At 41.2% G+C, this 24,766-nt stretch carries 25 protein-coding genes; 4 read left to right on the top strand and 21 right to left on the bottom strand.

Going from position 1 to position 24,766, the window contains the following annotated elements:
• Window positions 1-25 precede the first annotated feature (25 nt).
• The 4 genes from LFUMFP_RS02465 to LFUMFP_RS02450 form a co-directional block, all read right to left on the bottom strand.
• Window positions 26-415, bottom strand: a complete 390-nt coding sequence (locus LFUMFP_RS02465) for a PTS sugar transporter subunit IIA (RefSeq protein ID WP_025082695.1) — start codon at window positions 413-415, stop codon at window positions 26-28.
• A 90-nt stretch (window positions 416-505) separates the two neighbouring features.
• A complete protein-coding gene (locus LFUMFP_RS02460; protein ID WP_025082694.1) occupies window positions 506-1,318 on the bottom strand; it encodes a PTS system mannose/fructose/sorbose family transporter subunit IID in 813 nt (270 codons plus the stop codon).
• Entirely contained in the window at window positions 1,305-2,213 is a 909-nt protein-coding gene (locus LFUMFP_RS02455) for a PTS mannose/fructose/sorbose/N-acetylgalactosamine transporter subunit IIC (protein ID WP_025082693.1), read from the bottom strand. The genes LFUMFP_RS02460 and LFUMFP_RS02455 overlap by 14 nt, the downstream gene beginning before the upstream one ends.
• 54 nt (window positions 2,214-2,267) lie before the next feature.
• On the bottom strand, window positions 2,268-2,750 hold the full coding sequence (locus LFUMFP_RS02450) for a PTS sugar transporter subunit IIB (RefSeq protein WP_106483007.1): 483 nt from the start codon (window positions 2,748-2,750) through the stop codon (window positions 2,268-2,270).
• Window positions 2,751-2,902: 152 nt separating this feature from the next.
• Here LFUMFP_RS02450 and LFUMFP_RS02445 point away from each other — a divergent pair, with 152 nt between their 5' ends.
• Window positions 2,903-3,160 (top strand): hypothetical protein, encoded by a 258-nt coding sequence (locus tag LFUMFP_RS02445; RefSeq protein ID WP_106483006.1) that lies wholly within the window; start codon window positions 2,903-2,905, stop codon window positions 3,158-3,160.
• On the opposite strand, the gene LFUMFP_RS02440 is transcribed toward LFUMFP_RS02445, so the two are convergent.
• Both LFUMFP_RS02440 and pfkB read right to left on the bottom strand, forming a co-directional pair.
• Entirely contained in the window at window positions 3,144-5,054 is a 1,911-nt protein-coding gene (locus LFUMFP_RS02440) for a fructose-specific PTS transporter subunit EIIC (RefSeq protein ID WP_025082690.1), read from the bottom strand. The two genes, LFUMFP_RS02445 and LFUMFP_RS02440, sit on opposite strands and share 17 nt — an antisense overlap.
• A 1-nt stretch (window position 5,055) precedes the next feature.
• Window positions 5,056-5,994 carry a 1-phosphofructokinase gene (gene pfkB / locus LFUMFP_RS02435; RefSeq protein ID WP_035438878.1) on the bottom strand — a complete coding sequence of 313 codons (939 nt, stop codon included), beginning with the start codon at window positions 5,992-5,994 and terminating at the stop codon, window positions 5,056-5,058.
• A 119-nt stretch (window positions 5,995-6,113) separates the two neighbouring features.
• Between pfkB and LFUMFP_RS02430 the strand changes: the two genes are divergently transcribed.
• Window positions 6,114-6,872: a MurR/RpiR family transcriptional regulator gene (locus LFUMFP_RS02430; protein WP_025082688.1), complete on the top strand. Its 759-nt coding sequence runs from the start codon at window positions 6,114-6,116 to the stop codon at window positions 6,870-6,872.
• A gap of 62 nt (window positions 6,873-6,934) precedes the next feature.
• Here the strand turns inward: LFUMFP_RS02430 and LFUMFP_RS02425 are convergent, their stop codons facing one another.
• The 9 genes from LFUMFP_RS02425 to yjeM form a co-directional block, all read right to left on the bottom strand.
• Window positions 6,935-8,263 carry a Sapep family Mn(2+)-dependent dipeptidase gene (locus LFUMFP_RS02425; RefSeq protein WP_025082687.1) on the bottom strand — a complete coding sequence of 443 codons (1,329 nt, stop codon included), beginning with the start codon at window positions 8,261-8,263 and terminating at the stop codon, window positions 6,935-6,937.
• A 21-nt stretch (window positions 8,264-8,284) separates the two neighbouring features.
• Window positions 8,285-9,601: a PTS sugar transporter subunit IIC gene (locus tag LFUMFP_RS02420; protein WP_025082686.1), complete on the bottom strand. Its 1,317-nt coding sequence runs from the start codon at window positions 9,599-9,601 to the stop codon at window positions 8,285-8,287.
• 17 nt (window positions 9,602-9,618) lie between these two features.
• Window positions 9,619-10,143 carry a GrdB-related putative oxidoreductase gene (locus LFUMFP_RS02415; RefSeq protein WP_106483005.1) on the bottom strand — a complete coding sequence of 175 codons (525 nt, stop codon included), beginning with the start codon at window positions 10,141-10,143 and terminating at the stop codon, window positions 9,619-9,621.
• 20 nt (window positions 10,144-10,163) lie between these two features.
• Window positions 10,164-10,880 (bottom strand): GntR family transcriptional regulator, LSA1692 subfamily, encoded by a 717-nt coding sequence (locus LFUMFP_RS02410; RefSeq protein ID WP_025082684.1) that lies wholly within the window; start codon window positions 10,878-10,880, stop codon window positions 10,164-10,166.
• A gap of 17 nt (window positions 10,881-10,897) precedes the next feature.
• Entirely contained in the window at window positions 10,898-11,857 is a 960-nt protein-coding gene (locus LFUMFP_RS02405) for a glycosylasparaginase (protein WP_035438875.1), read from the bottom strand.
• A 141-nt stretch (window positions 11,858-11,998) separates the two neighbouring features.
• Complete coding sequence (locus tag LFUMFP_RS02400; RefSeq protein WP_106483004.1) at window positions 11,999-12,904, bottom strand: glycine betaine ABC transporter substrate-binding protein; 906 nt, start codon at window positions 12,902-12,904, stop codon at window positions 11,999-12,001.
• 13 nt (window positions 12,905-12,917) lie between these two features.
• On the bottom strand, window positions 12,918-13,760 hold the full coding sequence (locus tag LFUMFP_RS02395) for an ABC transporter permease (RefSeq protein WP_025082682.1): 843 nt from the start codon (window positions 13,758-13,760) through the stop codon (window positions 12,918-12,920).
• Between the two features lie 4 nt (window positions 13,761-13,764).
• Window positions 13,765-14,964, bottom strand: a complete 1,200-nt coding sequence (locus tag LFUMFP_RS02390; RefSeq protein WP_025082681.1) for a quaternary amine ABC transporter ATP-binding protein — start codon at window positions 14,962-14,964, stop codon at window positions 13,765-13,767.
• 318 nt (window positions 14,965-15,282) lie between these two features.
• On the bottom strand, window positions 15,283-16,773 hold the full coding sequence (gene yjeM, locus LFUMFP_RS02385) for a glutamate/gamma-aminobutyrate family transporter YjeM (RefSeq protein ID WP_106483003.1): 1,491 nt from the start codon (window positions 16,771-16,773) through the stop codon (window positions 15,283-15,285).
• 283 nt (window positions 16,774-17,056) lie between these two features.
• Between yjeM and guaD the strand changes: the two genes are divergently transcribed.
• Together guaD and LFUMFP_RS02375 are read left to right on the top strand one after the other, a co-directional pair.
• On the top strand, window positions 17,057-18,406 hold the full coding sequence (guaD, locus tag LFUMFP_RS02380; RefSeq protein WP_408609869.1) for a guanine deaminase: 1,350 nt from the start codon (window positions 17,057-17,059) through the stop codon (window positions 18,404-18,406).
• Window positions 18,390-19,721 carry a uracil-xanthine permease family protein gene (locus LFUMFP_RS02375; protein ID WP_025082678.1) on the top strand — a complete coding sequence of 444 codons (1,332 nt, stop codon included), beginning with the start codon at window positions 18,390-18,392 and terminating at the stop codon, window positions 19,719-19,721. Before guaD ends, LFUMFP_RS02375 begins: the two co-directional genes overlap by 17 nt.
• Window positions 19,722-19,784: 63 nt before the next feature.
• Here LFUMFP_RS02375 and LFUMFP_RS02370 read toward each other — a convergent pair whose 3' ends face one another.
• The 6 genes from LFUMFP_RS02370 to LFUMFP_RS02345 form a co-directional block, all read right to left on the bottom strand.
• Complete coding sequence (locus tag LFUMFP_RS02370) at window positions 19,785-20,486, bottom strand: MgtC/SapB family protein (RefSeq protein WP_025082677.1); 702 nt, start codon at window positions 20,484-20,486, stop codon at window positions 19,785-19,787.
• 82 nt (window positions 20,487-20,568) lie between these two features.
• Window positions 20,569-20,796, bottom strand: coding sequence for a CsbD family protein (locus LFUMFP_RS02365; protein ID WP_106483001.1), 228 nt, complete (start codon window positions 20,794-20,796; stop codon window positions 20,569-20,571).
• An 86-nt stretch (window positions 20,797-20,882) separates the two neighbouring features.
• The gene (locus LFUMFP_RS02360) at window positions 20,883-21,839 is read right to left on the bottom strand and encodes a nucleotidyl transferase AbiEii/AbiGii toxin family protein (protein WP_106483000.1); all 957 of its coding nucleotides are present in this window, start codon (window positions 21,837-21,839) and stop codon (window positions 20,883-20,885) included.
• Window positions 21,840-21,881: 42 nt separating this feature from the next.
• Complete coding sequence (locus tag LFUMFP_RS02355; protein ID WP_106482999.1) at window positions 21,882-22,481, bottom strand: DUF6088 family protein; 600 nt, start codon at window positions 22,479-22,481, stop codon at window positions 21,882-21,884.
• 127 nt (window positions 22,482-22,608) lie between these two features.
• Window positions 22,609-23,832, bottom strand: coding sequence for an ArgE/DapE family deacylase (locus LFUMFP_RS02350; protein ID WP_025082673.1), 1,224 nt, complete (start codon window positions 23,830-23,832; stop codon window positions 22,609-22,611).
• A gap of 194 nt (window positions 23,833-24,026) precedes the next feature.
• Window positions 24,027-24,341 (bottom strand): hypothetical protein, encoded by a 315-nt coding sequence (locus tag LFUMFP_RS02345; protein WP_025082672.1) that lies wholly within the window; start codon window positions 24,339-24,341, stop codon window positions 24,027-24,029.
• Window positions 24,342-24,766 lie beyond the last annotated feature (425 nt).

Here is a 24,766-nt window from a genome sequence, read left to right as displayed (position 1 = left end):
GTCAAACCTCACTCTTCGTTAGTTGTTATTGCTTAGGGAGCATGTCATTCAATAGTTTGACCCCAGCAGTTGCATCATTGATTAAATTCAAGGGTTGACCTGTCATTTGAGCGTTTAAATAACTGATACACATTGGCATATTCATCCCTGTATATAAATCAATATCTTCGCCCTTCATAACATATTTAGAAATTTGGTTAGCTGGCGTCCCGCCCATTAAATCGGCTAGGACAATCAATTTTTCACCATTAGTTTCAGCTTTAATCGCTTCAAACTTCTTAATGTAATCCGCTTCGCCTTCTTCAGGTAATAAAGGTAACGTATAAATTTCTGGTTGTTCACCGAAAATCAATTCCACACTCTTCTTTAATTCTTCACAAAAACGACCATGACTTGTTAATACTAATTTACTCATTATCAATACCTCATTCATTATTTTAATTTTTAATACGGAAAGCCCCCCCGCTACAATAATACTTTGTAGTGAGAGGCCTTCGTTGATTGATTAACCTTTAACAATAAAGCCTACTGCTGAAAGTGCGATTGAAACGAATAAGACGATGAAGATTGCCCGTGTTGCGGTCATGTTCTTCTTGCCTAACATCCAGTAGATTAAACCAACGATACATGCAGGCACTAACTTAGGTAAGATCATATCAAGCTTGTCTTGTAAAACAACGCTTAAATCGCCTAAATGGAAGACGGTCCCGATTTTGATGTTAATCATCGTTGCAACTAACGCCCCAACCATGAAGACCCCTAATAAAGTAGCAGCATCCGTTAATGCGGATAACTTACTCTGCATTCTCGTGACTAAGTTGGCCCCTTCTTTGTAAGCAAAGCCCAATTGACTCCAACGGAAATACATAACCCCGATATTGACAGCGACCCATAAGAGGACCCCAGTAGGATTACCAACGGTCGCCATATTAGCGGCAATTGCCCCGAAGATAGCTGGAAGTAAAGCGGCAAAGATTGAATCCCCGATAGCGGCGAATGAACCCATTAAACCAACTTTTAAACCGGCAACGGTTTCTAATCCTTTAGCCCCTTCTTTTTCTTGAATGGCTAAATCGGTACCCGTAATAATCGTGTTAAAGAAGTTACTGGTATTGAAGAATTGTGTTTCAGTCTTCATCGACTTCTTCAAACCTTCTTTATCATCACCATAAATCTTTTGTAATTGTGGCAATATTAGATATAAATAACTCGTATTTTGCATTCTTTCGTAGTTCCAACCTAATTGGAATAGAAAGAGACTACGACGGTTAATTTGGTTAAAATCTTTTTTGGTTAATTTATAATTAGAGTTCGTCATCTTCGATTTCTCCCTTCGCATCGATCACTGTTTCTTGTTGTTCAGCTGAGCCATGTTCTGCAACAACCTCATGTTTCTCCATACTGTGTTTGTATTCAATTGCGGCAAAACCAAAGCCGATCAATGCGATACCTAACATTGGTAAACCAGCGAAGTTATGTGCGAAACCTTTTGACAAACCGGTAACGGCAGTTCCGACAGCACTCACATCACCGTAAATTGTCGCGAATAGCGCGGTTACAATGAAACCAATGATTAAATATGGGAAGTGTTTCTTGACTGGTAAATATCTGAGTAAGATTGCAAACCCAACGGCTGGTAAAACGGCCCCGGCTGTTTCAAGACCTGTTGCTAACCAACTTAATTGTGAGTTCATGTAACTAACGACGGTATTAACCAAACCACCACCGAACGTCAATGCTAAGAAGACAGGTAATGCACGTGATAAAGCCCAAGGAATTGCACCATAGAGGTAATTTCTTTCGATAGCTTTATAATTTTCAGTTTCAATAAATCTATCAATTCGATGTGCAAAGAACGTATTTGCAAAACGTGCTAAGATATCCGTTTGAATCAATAATGCGGCAACCGGTACGGCGATTGCTGAGATGGCTTGGCTTTGGTTCATGCCTAACCCAACTGAAAAGGCAGTTGCTAAAACAGTCCCTGAGTTAGCGTCAATCCGTGAAGAACCCCCGAATGTACCAACCCCTAAAACAGTTAATTGCATTGCCCCACCAATCATTAAACCAGTTTTCATATCTCCCATAATGATCCCTGAGATAAAACCGGCAAAAACCGCTGAACCTGCACTCGAGTTAATTGTTAATTCGTCACAGATTTGATATCCAGCGTATAACGTTAATAGTAATATTTGCCACCATTCGATACCCATAATAATTCTCCTTTAGTTTTTAATATTGATATAGCGTTTACAATTGCATGTAGCCTATAACTCTTTAATTAATGACATGAAATCATTCACTTTATCGCCAGGTACCATCCGATTAGTAATCGAAACGCCTTTAGCTGAAATTTGTTTGAAAATATCAATATCGTGATCAGTCACGTTGATTGATTTGTTAACGTGTTTCGTTTCATCCGTTTGTGACATATTCCCAACGTTGATTTCGGGCAGTTCAACACCCTTTTCAAGTAATTCAAGTAACGTTTCTGGCTTTTTAACAACCAAGAACAATTTTTGTGAATCATAACGACCGGCCAGAATATGTTCGGCAGCAGTATCAACTGATAACACGCTCAGCTTTGTGCCTGCAGGTGTTGCCATCCGTAAACCAGATTTTTCGATTGCGTTTTCCGAAACTTTATTATCAACAACCATAATCCGTGAAACACCTAAAGATGGTGTCCAAAGATTTGCGACTTGTCCATGAACCAATCGTCCATCAATTCTTACAGCTGTAATTGCCATATAAAATCACCCTCCAAATATAATAATTGCAATAAAATTCGTTGTGAAATCAACTTAATAGCAACTTGTCACTACCAGTTGTCTCTAATATAATTGATTGCGCTTACTTTGCCAAATAGATATTGCCATAAAATCGGAGGATATCTCACGGGATGAATATTAGTAAACCGATTACAAAGCCTTTTATGGCGCTTTTATCGATTTTTAGATTGTCCTATACCGATTTTTTTGTTTGGTACGAACCAATTACAAAAAAGAAGTCTCCAGCCAACTGGTTGCAACCATTTTTCTATTTGATTCTTGATGAGACACACTATACCAACGCTAAAAATAAACATACCTCCTGGGGGAAATCATCTCCCCCTCAATTGGCATGTTTATTAATCACTATTTTTATTGAAATAATTTAAAAATGGCTGTTTTAGTCTGGGCCGCCTTCAATTCAGCGACGAACTGCTCATGCACTAACAGTTTGGAAACATCCGATAGGTACTTAAGATGTTCTTGATTATCTTGATCCGGAATAATGAACGAAATTAACGTATCAATTTTGCCACCGTCTAAACTGCCCCATTCGATTGGTTCCGCTAATTTAACAATAAACATCCCCGATTTATTGATGGTTGCCGATTGCGCGTGAGGAATCGCAATTCCGTGTTCCATCCCGGTTGAACTTTCAGTTTCTCTAAATAGATATTTCTTTTCAACTTCTTGTTGATCACTGGCGTAGCCTTTTTCAACCACCATTTTCGCTAGGTATTGAAGTGCAGCTTCTTTTGAATCGACTTTAACCCCTAATTCAATATTTTGTTGATCAAAAATCGCCTCAAACACATGTGCTTTTGCCGTAGTAGTTTCAACTGGTTGATCAACAGCCATTGATTGTCCGTTATTGGTAACTAATAATGTTTGGTCTTTTTTATATTGTTTTTCAGCAATTAATGCTAATAAAACGCCTGAAATCAAAGCGCCTATCACAATCCAAACGACCCAAAGCATCGGATGGTTGACTAGTGGTAGCACAATAAAACCACCATGCGGTGCGGGGACACTTATTTTAGTGATATAAGTCAACGTAGCGGCGACTGCAGAACCAATCATAAATGCTGGAATATTTAATAATGGATTTTTCGCAGCAAACGGAATGGCGCCTTCCGTAATATGGGTTGAACCTAACAAGAAGTTGACATAGCCCGCACTACGTTCTTTTGACGAATAAGCCTTTTTATTCATTAAAACGGCAAATCCAGTGGCTAATGGTGGTGCAATACAAGCGGCCGAAACACCTGCCATAAAGAAATAGTTACCTTGCGCTAACAGTGCCGTCCCGGTTAAATAAGCGGCCTTATTAATCGGACCCCCAAAATCAGATGCACACATAATTCCGACAACAATTCCTAAAAGAATTGGGCTTGAATTTTCCATTCCTTTCAAGAAATTCATCATGCCTTCATTAATATTTTGCATTGGTGTTGATAAATACCACATAATTAATCCTGAGATTAGTACCCCTAAGACAGGAAATAAGAAAATAGCTTTTAGTCCATCTAATGATTTAGGTAACTTCTTAAATGCTTTTTGCAACAAGAGCACTGTATATCCCGCTAAGAAACCACCTAAGATGCCACCTAAAAAGCCAGTGCCATTAGTCAACGCAATCATTCCGGTTGCAAATCCAACAATCAATCCAGATCGTTTAGCAATTGCTTCGGCAATATAGGCGCATAAAACCGGCACCATTAAGCCCATCGTTAAACTACCAATACTGTTCAGTTGAAATGCAAACTGGTTATATTCAGCACTTTTGGGATCCGCTGAATTAATACCCCAGAAAAACGAAACAGCTAGTAATACCCCACCAGCAACGACTAATGGTAGCATGTGTGAAACACCATTCATGACATAAACGTATAATTGGTGCCAAAACGAACCACCCGAAATACTGGCTGATTCTGCTGATCCCTTTTCGCCAGTTCCTTGATAGACTGGAATCGATTGATCGTTCAAAATTTGATTAACCAATTGATCGGCATCTTTCATCCCTTTAGTGACCGAGACATTAATCATCTTTTTGCCAACAAAACGTTCTGGATTAACGTCCTTATCAGCGGCAATAATAACGCCGTCCGCTTCATCAATTTCCTGTTGCGTTAGCGCATGTTCGATGCCGCTTTGGCCGTGAGTTTCGACCTTGATTGACACCCCAATTTTCTTAGCAGCCTGTTCTAAAGCCTCCTGTGCCATATACGTATGGGCAATGCCGGTCGGACAGCCGGTAGCTGCAATAATTTGATATTTCGTCATCTTATTGATCCTCCAATGTTATTTCTGTGACTTTAATTTGCTCTTGTAGCGTTGCAACATCTGTAAAATCAGTCAATCCTGCTGAAAATGCGGTTGAACTGGCTGCTGCGATACTATATTTCAGATTTTCCGCCAATGGTTTAGCTTGAACCATCCCAGCTAAAAAGGTGCCCAACATCGTATCACCGGAGCAAGCTGTATTAACAACTTTACCAACAGCTGCATTACCTTTTAGGACTTGTTCCCGATTGATGAAAGCTGCGCCTTTTGCCCCTAAGGATAATAAGACGTTTTGTGCGCCCTGTTCAACTAATTTTTGGGCGTACTGAATCAATTGTGTGTCACTTAAGGGGCCTATTACGTTGAACCATTGCATTAACTCTTCGTCATTTGGTTTTAATAAAAATGGTTGATATTGTAATGTCTCCATCACGGCTTGGTAACTTGTATCAATCACCAATTTAAAACCAATCTGGTTGGATAGTTTGGCAATATCAATAATGATGGATTCTGGAATACCATCGGCAAAACTCCCAGAGACCACTAGCATATCATCCCGTTTTAAACAGCCAATCAAGTTCAATAGGGCGTCAATTTGCTTTGAATCAACATGGGGCCCTTTGTTAACTAATTTGTACTCTTCATCCCGATCAACCACCCGTGTGAAAACGTTGATTCTAGTGATCCCCGCACTTTTAATAAATTGTGTTTCAATTCCTTTTTCATTTAAAGCGCTTTCAATATAATCGTTTGTAAAGCCGCCGCCAATCCCAATCGCTTTATTTGCTACTGCTAACATTTTAAGAATAAATGAGACATTGACGCCTTTTCCGTTAGGTTGGATATCATAGTCATTCGTTCGATTAACAACTTCTTTTTTTAAATGCTCTGTTTCTATAAATAAATCAATCGCTGGGTTTAATGTACATGTATAAATCATGGTCATTCCTCCTACTCTCTACTTCTATTATAATCAGTTATTTTTGAAAATGTTTTCATATAACGGTAGAATGAACCTAATTATGAAAATATTGGTACATTTTGAGGAGGCATTAATTCGTGGTCAAAGCAACGCTCAGTTCATCCGAAGACTATCTCTGGACTTACATTCAGCAACATATTGATGATATTGCCAATATGTCGATTATTAAATTAAGTGAACAAGCTAACGTTTCAACAGCAACCATTGTCCGAACGATGAAAAAGAAAGGCTACAATGGTTTCACGTCATTTAAACAGCAACTCATTCAAAAAAATAAGGATAATACTCAATTTGCCTTTTTGAATCAAGTCGATCAAGAAATCAAATCCGCCGTTTTAAAAAATCAACATGAAGTCAATAATACTTTAGAAAATTTGGATATCGGCATTGTTGAAGATTCCATTCAAAAGATTAAAGATGCCCATAAAGTTTATATTTTTGCGCGTGGTTTCTCAGAATTTATTGCCAAAGAAATGACCTTAAAACTCCAATTACTTGGCAAAAATTGCGAAATTCACGATGATCCCAACATTATCAAGCCAATTAGTAAACAAATTATGAACCATGACGTATTAATTTTAATTACGTTAAATGGTGAAACAGCTGAACTTGTTCAAGCTGCTAAAAATGCGATGCAAAACAATGTGACCATCATTACTTTTACAACCAATCCGAACGGTACTATTTTACAGTTTTCAGATTTAGTTTTTCTGGGTTACAAATCGCCAATCTCCTATTTTCCCGACTACGAAGTCCATTCTCGTCTGCCATTAAATATATTAGTCCGAATATTGTTGGATGCGTACGCCATTCGTAGTCCACACCTCTTGTCCTAAATATTTTAAATATAGATACAAAAAAAGTAGTGTGGCTAGACAACCTCACTACTTTTTTGTATTTATTTATCTGTTTTAGCATTCAACGCAATCAATGCATCGTAATAAATTTGCATCATCATTTGCCAATCACTAAACTTCAACCATTCATTGCCTTTATGAGCGATGCCTTTTTGGCCGGGGAAAGATGGGCCAAATGCGATGATATTCGATAGTGCACGCGCATAGGTCACACCGGTGGTCGTCACTGGTGTGCCATCTAAACCGGTGTCGGCTTCATAGATTGCCCCCAATTGTTGAATGAAGGGCAGTTCTGGATTGGTAATTTGCGACGGATAACGCCGTTTGACGGTCACCGTCATCGTTGGCAACAAACCGGTTTGAATTTGCGTTAATAACGCATCTTCCGTCGTCGAAATTGGATAGCGACACGTTAAATGACAACTCATACTTTGATTTTCCAAACTCAGCCCATAAAAAGCGACTTGCAACGCACCTGAAGCCGTATCTTGAAAATCGATTCCCAGATTCTGGCCCGTTGTTTGCGTCCCAATGGTAGTCGTCACCCAGTCGAAAAACTGACCAACTTGTCCGGTCAACTGACTGCCATCAGCGGCTAATGGTGGTAAGACATTTTCGGCAAGTTCCGGCGCATTACTAGGCGCTTTGCGACCTGTATAGTGTTTAACGGTGCCGTCAGCCAATATTAGGCTCGCATGGTCAGGAATGAAGCTTTTATCAAAATGGCCATCCAACGCCTTAATCTGTTGGCCTGAGCCATCAGTTACTGGCAGTGTTAACTGAATATCCAACAACCCACGTTCGCCATACACCGCCGGGAATTTACAATCCGGCGTAAAACCCGCAATGGGTGCTTTTTCATGTTGTAAATACAACGGAATATCCCGACTACCTGATTCTTCATCCGTGCCAAAGATAATCCGCACCCGTTGTTGAAATTCAATATTTTGAATTTTGATCAGGTATAGGGCAAATAAAGTCGCCATTAAGGGACCCTTATTGTCCAAGACACCACGACCGTATAAATAATTATCGACCCGCGTTAAATCAAACGGCGCATACTGCCAGTCGTCTTCCACGTCGACAACATCTAGATGGCCTAATATTCCAAAATAATCGCTTTGTTGGTCTTCCGTTGGCCCATATTCAACCCAACCGACACAATCGGCGACTTGTCCCGTTCGAAAGCCCATTTCTTTACTGATTTGTAAAACCGTTTCTAACGCCCGTTTAGGCCCAACCCCGAAAGGTGCGCCAAACGTTTTCGGGCCAGCGACACTCGGTTCTCGTAAAACCCGTCTTAAATTAGCTAAAAAATCGACTTCATACTGACTAAATAATGTTTGAAAATCGGTCCGAATTTTTTTCAATGGAATAACTTCTTTCTAATTTTAAACTTCATCAAAATTGATATCAACATCCGCTAACTGAGCGGCTTCCGTTTCTTCTGCTAGGTATTGGCGATCCATCATCTTAATAAATGGATAGTAGATCAGGACGCCTAAAATCAATTCGAAGAGTTGCAACACCGAACCCGTCCAACTCCCCGTTGATAGCCAGCCGGAAATAATCGGTGGCGTCGTCCACGGCAACATAACCCCATTGGTGTATGGCACCAATCCGATGCTAAATACTAGTCCTGAGATTAACGTGTTCAGCACCGGTACGATGATAAACGGAATCGCAATAATGGGATTTAGTACCACTGGCAACCCAAAAATAATGGGTTCATTGATGCCAAAAATCCCAGGCACGATTGCCAATTTGCCTAACTCTTTGACCCGTTTAGATTTACAAACCGTCAACATGACAATCAATAGCGATAAAGTACTGCCCCCGCCACCGTACGTTGTAAAAATATCAATAAACTGTTGCGTATAAATATGAGGCAATGGTAAATGATTTTGAAAGGCGGTTAAATTATCCTGTGTTAAAACAAAGAAGATGGGTGACCAAACGCTATTGGTAATCGTTGGACCATTAATCCCGAAACACCATAGTAACATCGCGATGAAATTATACAGCAGTACTGAAGGTAACGAATTACCAGCGCCTTTTAGCGGTGCTTGTAACATCGTGTAGATAAAATTATAAGCCGTTTCGAAACTGGATAAGCTAAAGCCAATCCGGATTAAGAAGAAAACTAAAACAACTAACCCACTAGGTAATAGCGCATCAAAAGATTCACTAACAGCGGGTGGCACCCCTTCTGGCATTTTGATTCGCCAGTTACGATTGATTGCAAATCGATAAATTTCAACACTGACTAACGCGATGAATATCCCTAAGAAAATTCCATTAGGGCCTAAATACATCGTTTGAACAGCCCCAATCGATTGTTTACCAACGGTCACAACGGTTGGCGTCAAAATCAGAAACGAAATAATGGCAACGGCACTCGAATGGATTGCTTGTAATCCGCGATTCTTACCATAGGCGTAAGAAATCCCAAAACACGCTAATAAGCCCGTAAAACTAAAGACCGAATTCGATACGGCGCTAAACCATTCCGTCCAATCCGGACCCAAGATATGACTCCAAAATTCAGCCCAACCCGGAATTGGAAAATTCCCAATCAATAGAAAAATCGACGTGACAATAATCAACGGTGTAATGATTAAAAAGCCATCTCGTAATGACCGTAAGACAACGTTATTTCCTAGTTTAATCGCAAACGGCATTAATATCTGTTCTAATTTCTTTTGCATTGATTGCGGCCTCCTCTTTAATAACAGTATTGTTGTACGAATTCAGTAATATCAGACTGTTCAACTTTTAATTGACAAAGTTCAATTGTTCGATCGATTGAATCCGATAGTCCGGTCCCACCTTTTTTCGGCATTTTAACAATGGTCAATAACTTTTGATAATCCTCAATTAACGTTTGATTTTTTTCAATAGCGATTGAAACGACGACTGGTATAGCCGTCTCTTTTTGCAATTGATCCGCTAATTCACAAGCCATGGTTGCAAACTCCGGATAATCATACGTCGGTCCGGCAATGACGACATCCGCTTGCATTTTTTCACACATTTTAGTGACTTTTCTTTGAACTTCGGCTTTATTTCCCTGGTAATAATCCGTCCCACAATAAAAGGTCCCCATAACTTCTGATCCGTTCTTTTTTAGTACTTTGTCATACGTATCAGCGGCCCCCATAGCTAGTTTTTTACCACCCAATGGTGTGTTGGCCTTTTCTTTACCACCTAAGCCGGCTTGCATCTGGTCCAACAAGACAATGACTTTCATAACGTTTCCCCTCCTTTTGACTAATGTTCTCGATACAAAATATTGTGGAATGTATACTTATCAGCTCGATAATGCGAATTATCATAAAGAATTGGATAACCATCCATCGAATAGGCAACGGTATGCGCTAAGAAGGCCGGTTTACCGACCTCGGTTTCTAGCAGTTGGCTGATGCCATCTTCTAACAAGACCGATTCGAGTTCTTGATTGGCATAACCAATCGCCATCGTCTGTTCGATTAACTTATACAATGAACCTTGCGCTTCGTGAGCTGTTAATTTCGGTAAAATCCTTTGTTTCAAATAAATCTGTTCGTGAGTCATCGGTTCATGATCAACAAACCGCAACCGTTCAATTTGCCAAACGGGTTCTTGTGCGACGAGGTCTAACTTCGCTTCAACGTAATCCGGATAGACAATCGTTCGCCGTAAATCAAGCACCCGCGTACTAACATCTAATTGGAATTGCTTAGCCGCTTCAGTGAACCCCATTAAACCGCTCGCCCCACTCGAAATCTTACCGTGAGTTGCTAAAACATACGTCCCGCGATTACGATCGCGGACAACGACTTGTTGTTTTTCCAATAAATCGATTGCTTTTCGAATCGTCAATCGAGTTGTTCCGAATTGTTGCGCTAAATCACTTTCGGACGGTAATTTCTGATGAACCCCGTAAATCCCCGTTCGCACATCGGTCCCTAATTTTTCTGCAATTTCAACATACAAATACTTCGCCATTATTCTAAATGCTCCTTCTAATCAACTGGTGCTTTAATGCGTTTTTCATACGCGGCTAACCATTCCGCCGAAATCGGTTCGATGATTGTCGTTTGGTCCGGTCCCGGATTAGCCATAAAAATGGCGGGCGCTTGTTGCTCGTTACCTGCGGAAAAAGTAAATTCAACATTCGTGGCAACGCCCCATTGACCTTGTGCGTTCAACGCCACCAATGAAAATTCGCCTACTTTGCCGTAACGTTTCTTTAATTTTTCAACGAATGGATAAACGGCTTGATCGCAGGCTTGTTGTGGTGTTAAACCAGTCCCCATCAAGCGCACAATTTCATAGGATAGACAGCCCTTCATTAAATCTTCGCCTAAACCCGTGGCAGCTGCCCCACCAATTTCACTATCGACATAAAAGCCACTGCCCGATAACGCTGAATCACCTGTTCGCCCTGGTTTTTTCATAAACAACCCTGACGTCGAAGTGCCGGCTGCCATACTAGCTTGTTGATCCAAACTAATCATGCCGACTGTATCATGACCATCATACGGACTTAAATTTTTTTCATTAATCTCTTTAACCCGTTTGGCCCAGAGTTTATGCGCGCGTTCAGTCAACATGTTGCGTCGTTCAAAACCATTAAACATCGCGTACTGGGAAGCCCCCGCACCAACCAAGAAACTATTGAAATGATCATTGCTAAGTTGACGGGCAACACTAATCGGATTTTTCACATCGCTAATGCCAGCAACGGCCCCGATTGCAAACGTGTCGCCGTCCATAAAAGCGGCGTCCATCTCAACTAATCCTTGTTGGTTCGGTAACCCCCCATAGCCAACCGATTTAAAAAACGGATAATCTTCAACCGCTTGAATGGCGGTCTCAATCGCATCGGTACTGCGACCACCTTGTTTTAAATCTGCCATTGCAGCTGTCAATCCTTCGTGCGCCATGCGCCAAGTCCCAATCATTGCATACGTCAAAATCATCATCTCCATTTTATATGTAAGCGTTTAACACAAACTAAGTATAATCAAGATTGTATATACAATCAATCCGGAATTTCATTAAATAGCACGTCAACAAAATAAAAAGCAGCCTTCTCAACGAGAAAGCTGCTTTTAAATAACTTATTTATTTTTTAGATCATCAATCGAATTAATATTAGTCATGTACTTCGGTACGGCCAAGCCGACCTTCGCCCCTTCTAAATTGGGCCCTAAATCTTCAACCTGACCTTTATAATCTTGATAATATAAACCAGAGGTCTTCGGTAACCAAGCACAGACCTGTGCATCTGCAGCATTAGTCGCGACTGACGCCCACATCGGTTGAATTTCCATCGCTTGGATGGTTGGTTCATAACCTTGTTGACGTAAAACCTCCGCAACCACGTTGGTCGAAGCAATCTCAGAATCCCAAGCCACATAGGTCAATTTAATCTTGGTCCCTTTGACCTTTTTAACCCCTTTGGTCCACTTAGCAACTTGTTTGGGATTGGCTTTAATCCAATCACGCGCCGCTTTTTGTGGATCAACACCATCATTGACCTTTAACATGACCACTGACATTTCAGTCGGTGTCCAATGGAATCGGTCCAGAATGGTATAAGCTTCTGGCATCGACTTTTTAAGGCCTTTACGAACAATCGTATTGATGTGTTCCGTCTTACCATAAACATTCTTAGGATCTTTCAAAAATTTAATGGGATATTTAGTAAACATCCAATGCGGTTGCCAACCAGTGACCACGATCGGCCGCTTATCAGCAATCGCTTTACCCAAAGTGCTGGTCATCGCAGCCGTTGAACTGGTTTGTAACTGCCACTTTTGATCTTCAAGGTCATATGCCGATAACGCTTTTTGCGTCGACGCCATAATCCCAGCGCCGGCATCAATCCCGGTAATCGTGTAATTGATTTGTGACCCTAATTTTTGTTGCGCATCATAGGGTTTGGTTTGCGAGCTACAAGCCCCCAGGACAGTCGCTAATCCGATTACGGCCAATAGGGTGATTATTCTATTCTTTTTAAACATTAAAAATCTCCCCCTACTTTGTTCGTTCGCGATTCAGCGCCTGTGTTAACCGATCAATAATAATCGCTAAGATGACGATGGCCAGCCCGGCAGCAAAACCGCCCCCTGCATCATTCCGACCAACGGCAAAGTAAACACGTGTGCCGAGACCCATCGCACCAATCATCGATGCAATGACGACCATCGAGAGGGCCAACATCATACTTTGATTGATACCAGCCATTAAGGTCGATTTAGCGAGTGGTAACTGGACTTTAATCAGTTTCTGCCATTCGGTTGAACCGTAAGAATCAGACGCTTCAATCAATTCAGTTGGCACTTGGCGAATGCCTAAATTAGTCATCCGAACCGTTGGTGGCATCGCGAAGATCACCGATGCAAAGACGCCCGGTACCATCCCAATCCCAAAGAAAGCGACCGCCGGAATTAAGTAAACAAAGGCCGGCATCGTTTGCATGAAATCTAGAATCGGTTTAAATATTGCCTGGGCAATATCACTTTTCGCCATCCAAATACCCAACGGTACCCCGATGACTAGCGAGATAAGACTCGACGTTAACACCAAGGTCAACGTCTGGGTCATATCTCGCCAGAAATCTAAATTCCAAATCAATAGAAGACCGAGAATTTCAAAGATAATCAGACCCCATTTTTTAGTGTCGCGATTGGCTAAGTAGGTCACGCCGACCACGATTACGATAAAGAGCCAGATTGGCAATAGATCAAAGACCCACTGGAATCCGTTGATAATACCGCCAATGAAGTTCGTCAGACCGTTAAAGAATCCGGTAAATTGTGTTAACCAGTCAACAAAGTGATCCATCCAGTCTGCTAAAGGGACTTTAGGAATTGTCATTAAATTAAGCAAGATGGTTCACCTCATTTCCAGCAAGTGCGCCTAATACTGCACCACGAATAATGATCCCACGGAGTTGTTTTTGTTCGTTTAAAACGGCAAATGGAATCCCAGTTTGCGAGATATCATCTAAGATTTCATTGATTGGTGTTTCTTCCGTCGTCGTTGGTACAGCGGTATTGATCACCGATTGTAAATCCCGACTGTCTTGACGAACTAATTCCAAGACATCGCGCGCATCAATAATCCCCACCAATTCACGTTGGTTGTTGACCACGTAGACGGTTGAAACTTCATTTTCACGCATCCGTTTCAAGGCCAAGCGCGGACCATCTTTATCGATGTTAATCGTCGTTGGTCGAATCATCACATTACCAGCCGTATAAACCTTACTACGGTCGACATTTTCGATAAATTTCTCAACATATTCATCCGCTGGCCGGGTCAAAATATCTTCCGGTGTCCCGGTCTGAACGATTTCGCCGTCCTTCATAATCATAATATGATCCCCAAGTTTTAGCGCTTCATTCAAATCATGACTAATAAAGATAATCGTTTTATGCATCGTCGCCTGTAAATCCAATAGTTGATCTTGCATATCGGAACGGTTCAATGGATCTAACGCCGAAAAGGCTTCATCCATCAACAGAATTTCTGGATCATTGGCTAACGCTCGAGCCAAGCCGACCCGTTGTTGCATCCCGCCGGATAATTGCGTTGGGTATTGATTGCCATAACCATCTAGCCCGACTAAGTTCAAGGCATCGGTTGCTTTTTGATTGCGCGTCACTTTATCCACACCTTGAATTTCTAAGCCATAAGCCGTGTTATCAAGAATGGTCCGATTCGGAAAGAGTCCGAAGTTTTGGAAGACCATACTCATTTTTTTGCGGCGGACTTCGCGTAACGCCTTCTTATCGATTTTCATTAAATCGTCGCCATCGATTAAGACGCTACCATCTGTCGGTTCAATCAAGCGATTAATCATCCGCACTAGTGTTGATTTCCCACTACCGGATAATCCCATAATCACAAAAATTTCACCAGATTCAACTTCAAAATTAGCCCGGTCAACACCAATCGTTGCGCCAGTTTCCTTTAAAATCGCGGCTTTCGTTTTGCCTTGTTGTAATAACTCTTTGGCTTTAGGAATTCGTTTACCAAAGATTTTCGTTAATTCTTTGACTTGTAATTTGACAGTCATAGAATCCTCCTTTTTCTGAAAAGTGTACCTAATAAGTATAGTCGTTTACAGCAAAAGTTGCAGATGGCATCTTTTTCGACTCATCATATTCTCATATTGGCACTGATTAGCCGTTCACCTTTAAAATCCGGATAATTCTTGAGCTACCATATTAACGGCATTTACCACGATTTAAAATCGACAGACACACTCCGCCTTAAATGCAACTATTTCGTTACCTAAATTAAAATTGAATGAGCTTTTTAATTATTTTCACGGAATACATCAAAAAGGCCGCGACTCAGTTAGACTGAATCGCGGCCTTGATACTCGACTTAATTACGCCGTTTTATTTTTTTGTTGGTAACGATGGTACAAGCCCATTGCTAAAATAGCAAAGACGATTGGTCCAATCACCATCCAGAAGGCATCCATGTATTGGCCTTCGATAATTGGTTGAATAATCGTGAACGCAATCCCAAAGACTAAAACCAAATCGACAACCACGGTAACGGCTTTAACCGCGAGTGGTGTTTTAAAGAAGACATAGGGCCGGTCTAAATCTTGACGCGCCTTGAAATATGGGAAGGCCGTGACTAAGAATAGATAGGGTAACGACGTCGAAACATTGGCCATCAACGTTAATACATTATAGAAATCGCCGGCAGCTTTACCACCAAATGAAATGACTGCGATTAAAAGGCAAACCAAAGCGGCTTGTGCCCACATCGCTTTTTCAGGCATGCCGTTTTTATTAACATCTGCAAACCCGTTAGGCCAGAGCTTTTTAGGCGTGCCGAGTACAAATGATTTTAATGGTGAATAAATCAAAACAGCAAAGGCACCTAAATAACTAACAAACATAATCAAACCCGTTACTCGTGCAAAAATTGTCCCAATTTCAAGCGCCACACCTTGACTCATTCCAAAAGCGTGCCCGAATTGGAAACCTAAGTTTTGCATCAAGACGTACGTAATGTTCCCCAGATTGGCTTTATCGCCACTTAATATTTGTTGCCAGTTGGTTGAAATGCCCCACATGAAGATGGCTACGGCGTAAATTAACGTAATCATCGCAGTCGCAATCAACAAACCTTTAGGAAAGGTCTTTTCAGGTTGATCCATACTGTCGGTTACACCGCCCATGGTTTCCATCCCGGCATACGCGAAGATTGAAAAGACCACAAACGATAACATCCCGATTGGTGATTGGTAACTAGCCATTGGACTCTTCACGAAAGTGGTTACTCCGTGAATCGGTTCCGCTAAATGGAACCCATTTTTAAATAGAATCGCTAAGCTGACAACTAAGAAAGCGGCGAATAAAAAGGCCACCGCAGCCCCACTTAATGACGCGAATTTCTGAATCTTATCAATCCCACGACTGGATAAGAAGGTTAAGACTAAAATCCAAATAATCCCTAAGATACCGACAACTTGCGTGCCGCTCATTCCAATGAAGTGCCAGCTAGCCGTTTGATCTGAACCTTGTAAGAAGGTTGAGAACGGAATCCACACTTTAACGGCAGTTGAAACCATCCACACGATCCAAGATGCCAACCAGATAAAAGTTCCGATAAAGGCGGCTTTTTCACCAATTGATTCTTCTAACCACGAATATAGTCCCCCACGTGATTCTTTCAAAGAGGAACCGTATTCCGCAAACATCAATGATGTTGGTAAGAAGAAGAAGACGGCCGCTAAAATGTACCAGATAATACTGGCGTAACCCATCATGTAGAAGGCCACCGTTGTATTCGCAAAGCCAAAGATTGATCCAAATATCATCAAGATCAAGCCAGTGACGTTAATTTTTTTTGATTTTTCCATTATATCAAAGTCTCTTTTCAATTAATTTATTGGTATAAATATACAACTCGTTCGGTATATTGTCAATAATTTATGAATAAAATCAATTATTTCCGTCTTTAATATGCAGATATTCATAAAATTATGCAAATAGGCTTCCAGTTGATTCCCGTTAACCAAAATTATTTTCAGTAAACAATCTTTAACCCATCGAATTAAACACGAACATTATTTCGGTTCAATTCTAAAAAAGTTTGTGATATACTGATAACACAATCAACGGAAGGTGGTTTATCGTTTGGCTATTACATTAAAAACGTCCTATTTTTCTGCAAACAGCCCCAATCATGTCGAATTCCACGAACAATCTTTAATCGAATTGATTGAAAACGGGCAAATTGGCCAAATCATTCATCAATCAGATCCAGATTACCAGAAAACCCTAACAGCGGCCCAAACCACTGATCAATTAATCACCATAGCGCCTGGGCATTATTTATTACCCGGCTTCATTGATTTGCACAACCATGCGCCGCAATGGCCGCAAGCCGGAATTGCGCTTGATCGACCACTCAACGATTGGCTCAATCACTACACTTTCCCCTTAGAGGCCCGTTTTGCGGATTTAGATTACGCGACGGCCGTCTATCGCGACTTAGTTCATACCTTATTAACCAACGGCACCACTAGCGCCCTTTATTTTGGTTCTATCCATAATAATGCCAATTTAAAACTGGCCGAAATCTGCGCACAATTGGGGCAACGTGCTTTTATCGGGACCGTCGTCATGGATAATCCCGAACAAACACCCGCTAATTATCGTGATGTGAATTCAGCCACGGCGCTTAGTAAGACGCGAACCTTCATCCAGGCGATTCAAAATCAACATCCTGATCAATTGGTTCAACCGGTCATCACCCCACGGTTCATTCCCAGTTGCCAAACCGAAACGCTGACCCAATTAGGCCGTTTAGCACAGGAAACCCAACTACGGGTTCAAACGCATTGCAGTCAGAGTACTTGGGAACATCAATATGTTTTGGACCGATTCGGACAAACCGACAGTGTTGTCTTACAACAATTCGGCTTATTAAACCAACACGCCGTCTTAGCACATGCGACGCAACTAACCACTGCGGATCAACAATTAATTAAAACTGAACAGGCTGCGATTGCCCATTGTCCGCTCTCTAACGCCTATTTCGGCAATGGCGTCTTCCCCACTAAACAATTATTAGACCAACAGTTAAAAATCGGTTTGGGGACCGATATCGCTGGCGGTTATAGTCCCAGTCTCTACACTAACTTGCAAACGGCCGTCACTGCTTCGCAAATGCGTCAGGACGGTGTCGATGCCCGATTACCGGCTGACTCCCGTGGCGTTGCTGATAGCCGCATCACCACCGAAGAAGCTTTTTATCTTGCGACCGCTGGCGGCGCAGCTAGTTTAGCCATTAACGCTGGTCAAATTAAACTGGGGATGCTTGCTGATTTTCAAATTGTCCAAGCGGCGCCCCAATTCACAACCCTCACGCCAGCCGATCAATTGACCCATCTTTTATTCAACCACACCGCCCAACAAATCAAGGCCGTCTATGTGAACGGTCAATTAGTCCATCAAAAGGAGCAAAATTGGTATGACAACGCACAATAAACAATTAACAATCGGCCCCGATGAGTCGATTTCGAATCAAGAGGCTGGCTTACTCGGCCTACAACACGTTTTAGCGATGGATGTTTACGTGCCACCCGTCATTATTGCCGGCTTACTCGCCATGAGTATGGGCGCCAAGACCGGCTTAATCCAAGCCACTTTCTTAGCGGCCGGGATTGGCACGATTATCCAAACGAAATACTTTATGAAGATGCCCGTTTCGCAAGGCCCCTCTTTTGTCCCAATTGGTGCCATCGCCGGCGTTTATTTCGCCAGTGGCGCGGCCAATGGTGGGATGGCGACCGTCTTAGGCGCCTCGGTGATTGGTGCGTTAATTTTAATTCTATTAGGCTTAACCGGCTTATTCCAAAAAATCATCAATAGTCTGGTGCCCCAATTTGTCGGCGGCACAATCATCACCGTCGTCGGATTATCCTTGATGCCTTCCGCATTAGGCGATAACATTTTCAAAGCTTCCGGCAACGTCGGCGATAACCTGATTCTCGCGATTACGACGATTGCGATTTTGGTCGCCTGCGTCTCACTAGGCATCTATTTCCCCAAACTGCAAAAACTATTTAAAGTCAGTTCCATTATCATCGCATTGTTAGGCGGCACGTTACTCGCAACCTTAATGGGTAAGTTCGATTGGTCAAGCGTCCAGTCGGCTAGTTGGTTCAGCCTGCCTCATTTCACTATGCTCCACTACGGCATCCGCTTTTCCGGTTCCGCGATTCTAACCTTCGTTATTATCTACGCCGTCTTAATGACGGAAACCACCGGTACTTGGTTCGCAATGAGCGCCGTGACCGAAACACCAATTTCGAAGAAGCAATGGAACCACGGAATTATCGGCGAAGGCCTCAGCTGTTTAATCGCGGCCGTATTAGGGGGTTCACCGGTTACTGGTTACGCGACCAACGCCGGCATTGTCTCGATCACCGGTGTCGCTAGTAAAAAAGTCTTCATCTCAGCCGGCATTTGGTTTATCATCTTCGGATTCTTCAATAAACTAGCCGCCTTTCTATCAGCGATTCCAGCGCCCGTGATTGGTGGCATCTTCGCCATCATCTGTGCCACCATCATGCTCAACGGTCTGAACGTTTTACGGACCCGACAACAAGAAGAACGTGATATGTACATTATCGGGATTCCAATTATTATCTGTATTGCCATCATCATTATGCCCCAATCGCTCGTCAAAGCAACCCCACAAATCGTCCAATACTTACTCGGTTCGCCGATTTCAATCTGTGCGATTGCTGCGATTGTCTTGAATTTAATCCTACCAAAAGATCGCAACATTACCTTCTAATCAACAAAAAGACCGTTTCGAAAACCAATTATCTGGTTTTCAAAACGGTCTTTTTCTACTCGATTAAACACTGACCATCCGAATGGTCATAATATTCTTATTCATCGAGATATCTTCGACAATCTGCGAATATTTCATTTCCCGGGGAATTTCGATGCGATAAACATTGGTGTAAATCGTATTACTTTCATCTTGCGTCACTGAGAAATTAACATCGCGCACTTGAATCTCGTGCGTTTCAAAATAATCCTGAATGAATTCTTTGGTGGCGACTTTATGCTTATATTTAATTTCGATTTTCTTCAACGTATTGATGTGAATAATCTTCTTCAAGAAAACAATCACGAAAATCACAAAAACTGAACTAATGACTGCAATCTGATAATAACCCATCCCAACCGCTAAACCAATGCCGGCTGTCGCCCATAAAGACGCCGCCGTAGTTAACCCTTGAATTTTGTGGCGAGTGACAATAATCGTCCCGGCCCCTAAAAAACCAATCCCACTGACCACTTGCGCAATTAAACGCGCTTGATCAGACCGAATGACGGTCGCAATCGCCAAATGGCTTAACGCAAACTGGACATTTTGCGCCGCAATTTCCTGTTGAATCATCGCAATCACACAAGCCCCCAAACAAACCAAGATGTGCGTGCGCATCCCCGCGGGGCGATTTTTATATTCGCGATCCGAACCGATAATGCCGGCAATCACGGTTGCTAAAGTGAGTCGAATTAAAATATGAACCGTTGTGACTTCAAACAAATGGATCCCCCCTATACTGTTCAACTCTAGTTTAGCACACAAAAAAGGCTGAGCGTAAACTCAGCCTAATAATACTAATTAATCAATCTTTACCGTCCACTTTGTCAACTAGTTTATTGAAAACACCAGCAACTTTGTCTTTTAATTCGCCAGTCTTTTCTTTAATCGTATCACCTAAATCATCCGCCTTTTCAGAAGCCTTGCCCTTGATTTCTTCGGCTTTGCCTTTGGCTTCCAACTGTTCGTTATCAGTCACCTTACCCACTGTTTCTTGCACTTTGCCTTTAATCTGATCAGTTTTATCTGTCATCTGTAAAACCGCCTTTCTTCTGATTAGTTCAATCATAGCAAGTTGAAGCGAGCGGGAGCAAAAAATACGCTTAGTTAGCGAATACTTTATATTAATTTATTTATTTGATTTTCTAAACGATGCAATTCAACTAAAATTTCCTGAAAACTAGGGTATTCATTAAACATCATATTTTTCATTACGTCATAATCCTTTGATAATCCTTCAATCTGCATTTCATTCGGCATTAACTTAATCTTTCCTGGTATCGCCTCATTATATTTAGCTGAATTATCCGCATAAAATTTATTTTTAAATGACACAACTTCTTTAAGCAGCACCACATCATTCAACGCTTCATCTTTAATTGTTGATTGTGATAATTGATAAATATCGTAATAATGTCGCGAATATCTCGCAGGCGTTAAAGTCTTAGTCCGGTTCGCTTCTTTATGCATAATCGTCACTTTTTCCCAAAAAGTTCGTTTAGCCTCCACCGTTGGAACGATGACCAATTTATCATTAAAAATCTGAGGGAATTCTTCAACGATATAGGCAGATATTGGGTAATTTTTAACAGGTGTCCATGCAGCTAATGGTCCGATTTCTAACCGAATTTCTTGTAGAATACTGTTATCCTTGAAGCCATTCGGATATTGTATCTGGACTGTTTGCGAATCTATTGATGAAACCTTCAATTTAACCTTTTCTATCGACATTTCTATTAAAGTTTTGTTTAATTCAGGTACCAAAACTAATCTAATCCAATTAGCTGCCCGCTCATTAGCTTCATTGTTAAACTTTATTTGACCTGTCTTACTTCGTTCATCCCACGGTTCATTTTTTGAATAACCAAGAATTTGCCAATCTAAGATTAAATCAATATCTTCCGAAAATCGTTGAATTTTATTGAAAACTTTTGATAATGACGTCCCACCTTTAAATGCAAATAGCTTTTTGAACCGATCATGAGAAAAAAGTATTTTTAACATTAATACAATCCAATAATCCTTTTCAAGGATTGCTTCATTGATGCCTAAATCCGCTGAGGCAATTTTGTACATATCCTTTCGTTCCTCATCCGTTAATTCAAAGTATTCAAGTATTTAACTCGCCTCCATCTTTATCACTAAATCTTTAATCCAATTTCGCGATAACAGAACATCTTTTTTTAACTGTTCAAACTGGTCTATAGTTAATTTACGTTTAATGATGCTTAAATTTTCAGAATTAACATTATTTTCACCCAAAGCCTTAAACACTTCAATAACTAAGGCAGAAGTATATATCATGTTAATATCCCTTGATACCGTACTTCTGAATTTTATTTTTTTCCCATTTTTTAAAATTATTTCACGACTGGGACCATTACTCCGATATTCATAGCTATTAGGTACCTGAGTCGTCAATCCCAACTGATTTAAAGCTGTTTCCCCTGCTGGAATTATTCTCCAATCATTTTTTCGAGCATAGGTTTCAGCAATCTCACTAGGTAAGGCAGGCACCATTCTCTGCAACGTTTTACTGTAATTCGGTTTTTGATAAATTCCTCGATAGATGATTCTTAATTTTTCTGTTTCTACTAATTTTCGAACAGCATCCTTTATTGTATTGTACGGCGCTTCCAAATTAGAAAAATCAGCCAAAATAAATAGAGTCCCTTTAGGCGCTCTTTTAACCTTATTATTTATTTTATCTATAATCATTAAAAGCCTCCAAATATACGGATTAATCAAATATATGAACATCTCATAAAAACCATCACACCAGTTATTATAGCATTTATAAAGCACCTAAATATAGTTATATTTAGGTGCTTTCTTATGATGCAATTTATAATGATTTAAACAACGTCTGATAGATTTCAATAAAGTCTAAGAACATCGCCTTTGAAACCGATTCATTATCCTGATGCGGTGTATTATTTCCCGGACCATAGGCCAGATAGCTAAAACCAGTTTGATTCTTAATTAACAATTTAGCGGCGTCGGTGCCACCAGAAATCCCAACTTTTAAAAATTCGGCCGGTCGATAGTCTTTAACACCAGCAGCAAGCGCCGCCTGTTTCAACTGTTCTGCTTCAGCGGCCGATATTTTTTGACGTCTGGCGTATGGTTCCGCAATTCGTTGCAAATCGGTTAATAATGGCGCGTTGACATCCCCTAAAATCGAAACAATGTTCATCGACACCTCGACGCTGATTTGACCGGTCGTCGTTTGATTATAGTTGGCCACCACGTCATCAATCACGTTCAAAATTTGGTCGTTTGAGACTTCTGGAATCGTCCGTAGATTCAACCCAACTGTTGCCAAGCTAGGAATCGCATTGATTTGGTTACCACCACTAATCGTATCAACGTTTAATAGAGTTTCACCTAAGACCGGATTGGTAACACCGGCCGTTAACTGGCCAATTTGCGTTCTAATTTGTGCTAAAACCGTCAGTAAATGTTCAATCGCGTTATTGCCTAATGCGGGCATCGAACTGTGCGCGGCTTTACCAACGGATTTAATTTCAATATCCAATTCACCTTTATTGGCGTACACCATATTATAATAGCCGGTCGGTTCTGCAATTAACAACGCATCCACATCGTCGCTGTAACCAGCCATCTCGAGTGCTTCAGCCCCTGGTTGTCCAACTTCTTCACCGGCAGTTGCTAATAACCGAATTGTCCCATTGAAAGTCGCCTGGCTTTCTTTTAATTCGAGCATCGCAATTACTAAAGCCGCTAAACCAGCCTTCATATCAGTCGTCCCTCGGCCAAATAGTTGGTCGCCTTTTGGGGTCAGCTTAAACGGATCGGTTGTCCAATTAGCCACATCCACATCGACCACGTCCATGTGACCGGAAACCGCCAGAATCGGATGGCCACTGCCCATTTCAGCAACCAAATTGGCGCGCTCCGGCTGGCCGACTAGTGGTATCACCTGATTGGTAATCCCCGCCTCATCAAACAGCGTTTTAAGATACATGGCAACCAATTTTTCATGATTATTCACCGATTTAATTTCAACCAAATGCTGTAAAATGGTAACTTTCTCTGCTGGACTCATAACCTAACCTCCATATAATTTCGTTATGGTTAGTATAGACTAGTGCAAGCTTGACAACTAGTGATACTTAACCAGATTAGCTAATTATTGAAGGGAACATCATTTATTGCCGTGATTCCATAACTTAGATGCTGTAGCGCAATGTGTGCAACAATAGTCGGATTACAATTGTACTCAACCGCTATTTACAAACCCTACCAGTTCCCAAACAAACTCGAAAATAATAGCGAGCTAAGCGGGCTTCGACCCGTCTTCTTTAAAGAAAGTTCTTTGAGTTGCGCTACTATTTCAGCCGCATTCTGGTTCAACTTTAAACCTTCAAAACCAATTAGATTGGTCATTTCTTTAAGAAACTGATTAAGCGCGACATTAATCATAAAATCGTTCAGTTCAGGCTGTGTCAAATTATCGATACATTCTGTGGTTAATTCGATTGAATCCTGACGCGATAATTCATACTTAAGATTAATTAAAAGCGTTACGATTTGTTGTTGTCTAGAAATCGGCATATTTTTCACTACCCCTTACAGAAATTTAGTCTTATTAAAACTTATCATAAACTAGCCGCCTAAAGGTGAAAAATTCCTAAGTCGTCCCAAAATCATTCTTGAACGGAATGACGAGTGATTTTCCATAACTGAGATGCTATAATGAAACCATGCAAAAAAAGCGCAAGGTGTGCCTAGCACCTCGCGCAACAGTAGTCGTATTGCAATGTTGATTAGCCGCTAGTTAGCGGCTTTTTTTATTGCGATCGATTAAATCTTGAGTCTGTTTCCAGATCACCAAGATTAATTTGACCGCAGCAAGAATCTGTAAAAACAGACCCATGGGCAATTCTCCATTGTTTTATTTAATCGCGTTTCAGCACTCATCAATCTCCGTCCAAGTCAAAATACGCCGTCATCTAAGTTCAGATGATGGCGTATTTTGG

This window comes from Latilactobacillus fuchuensis (assembly GCF_900258455.1).
Classification (GTDB): Bacteria; Bacillota; Bacilli; order Lactobacillales; family Lactobacillaceae; genus Latilactobacillus; species Latilactobacillus fuchuensis.
Note: the sequence above shows the minus strand (reverse complement) of the source record. Positions and strands in the feature narration are given on the sequence as shown.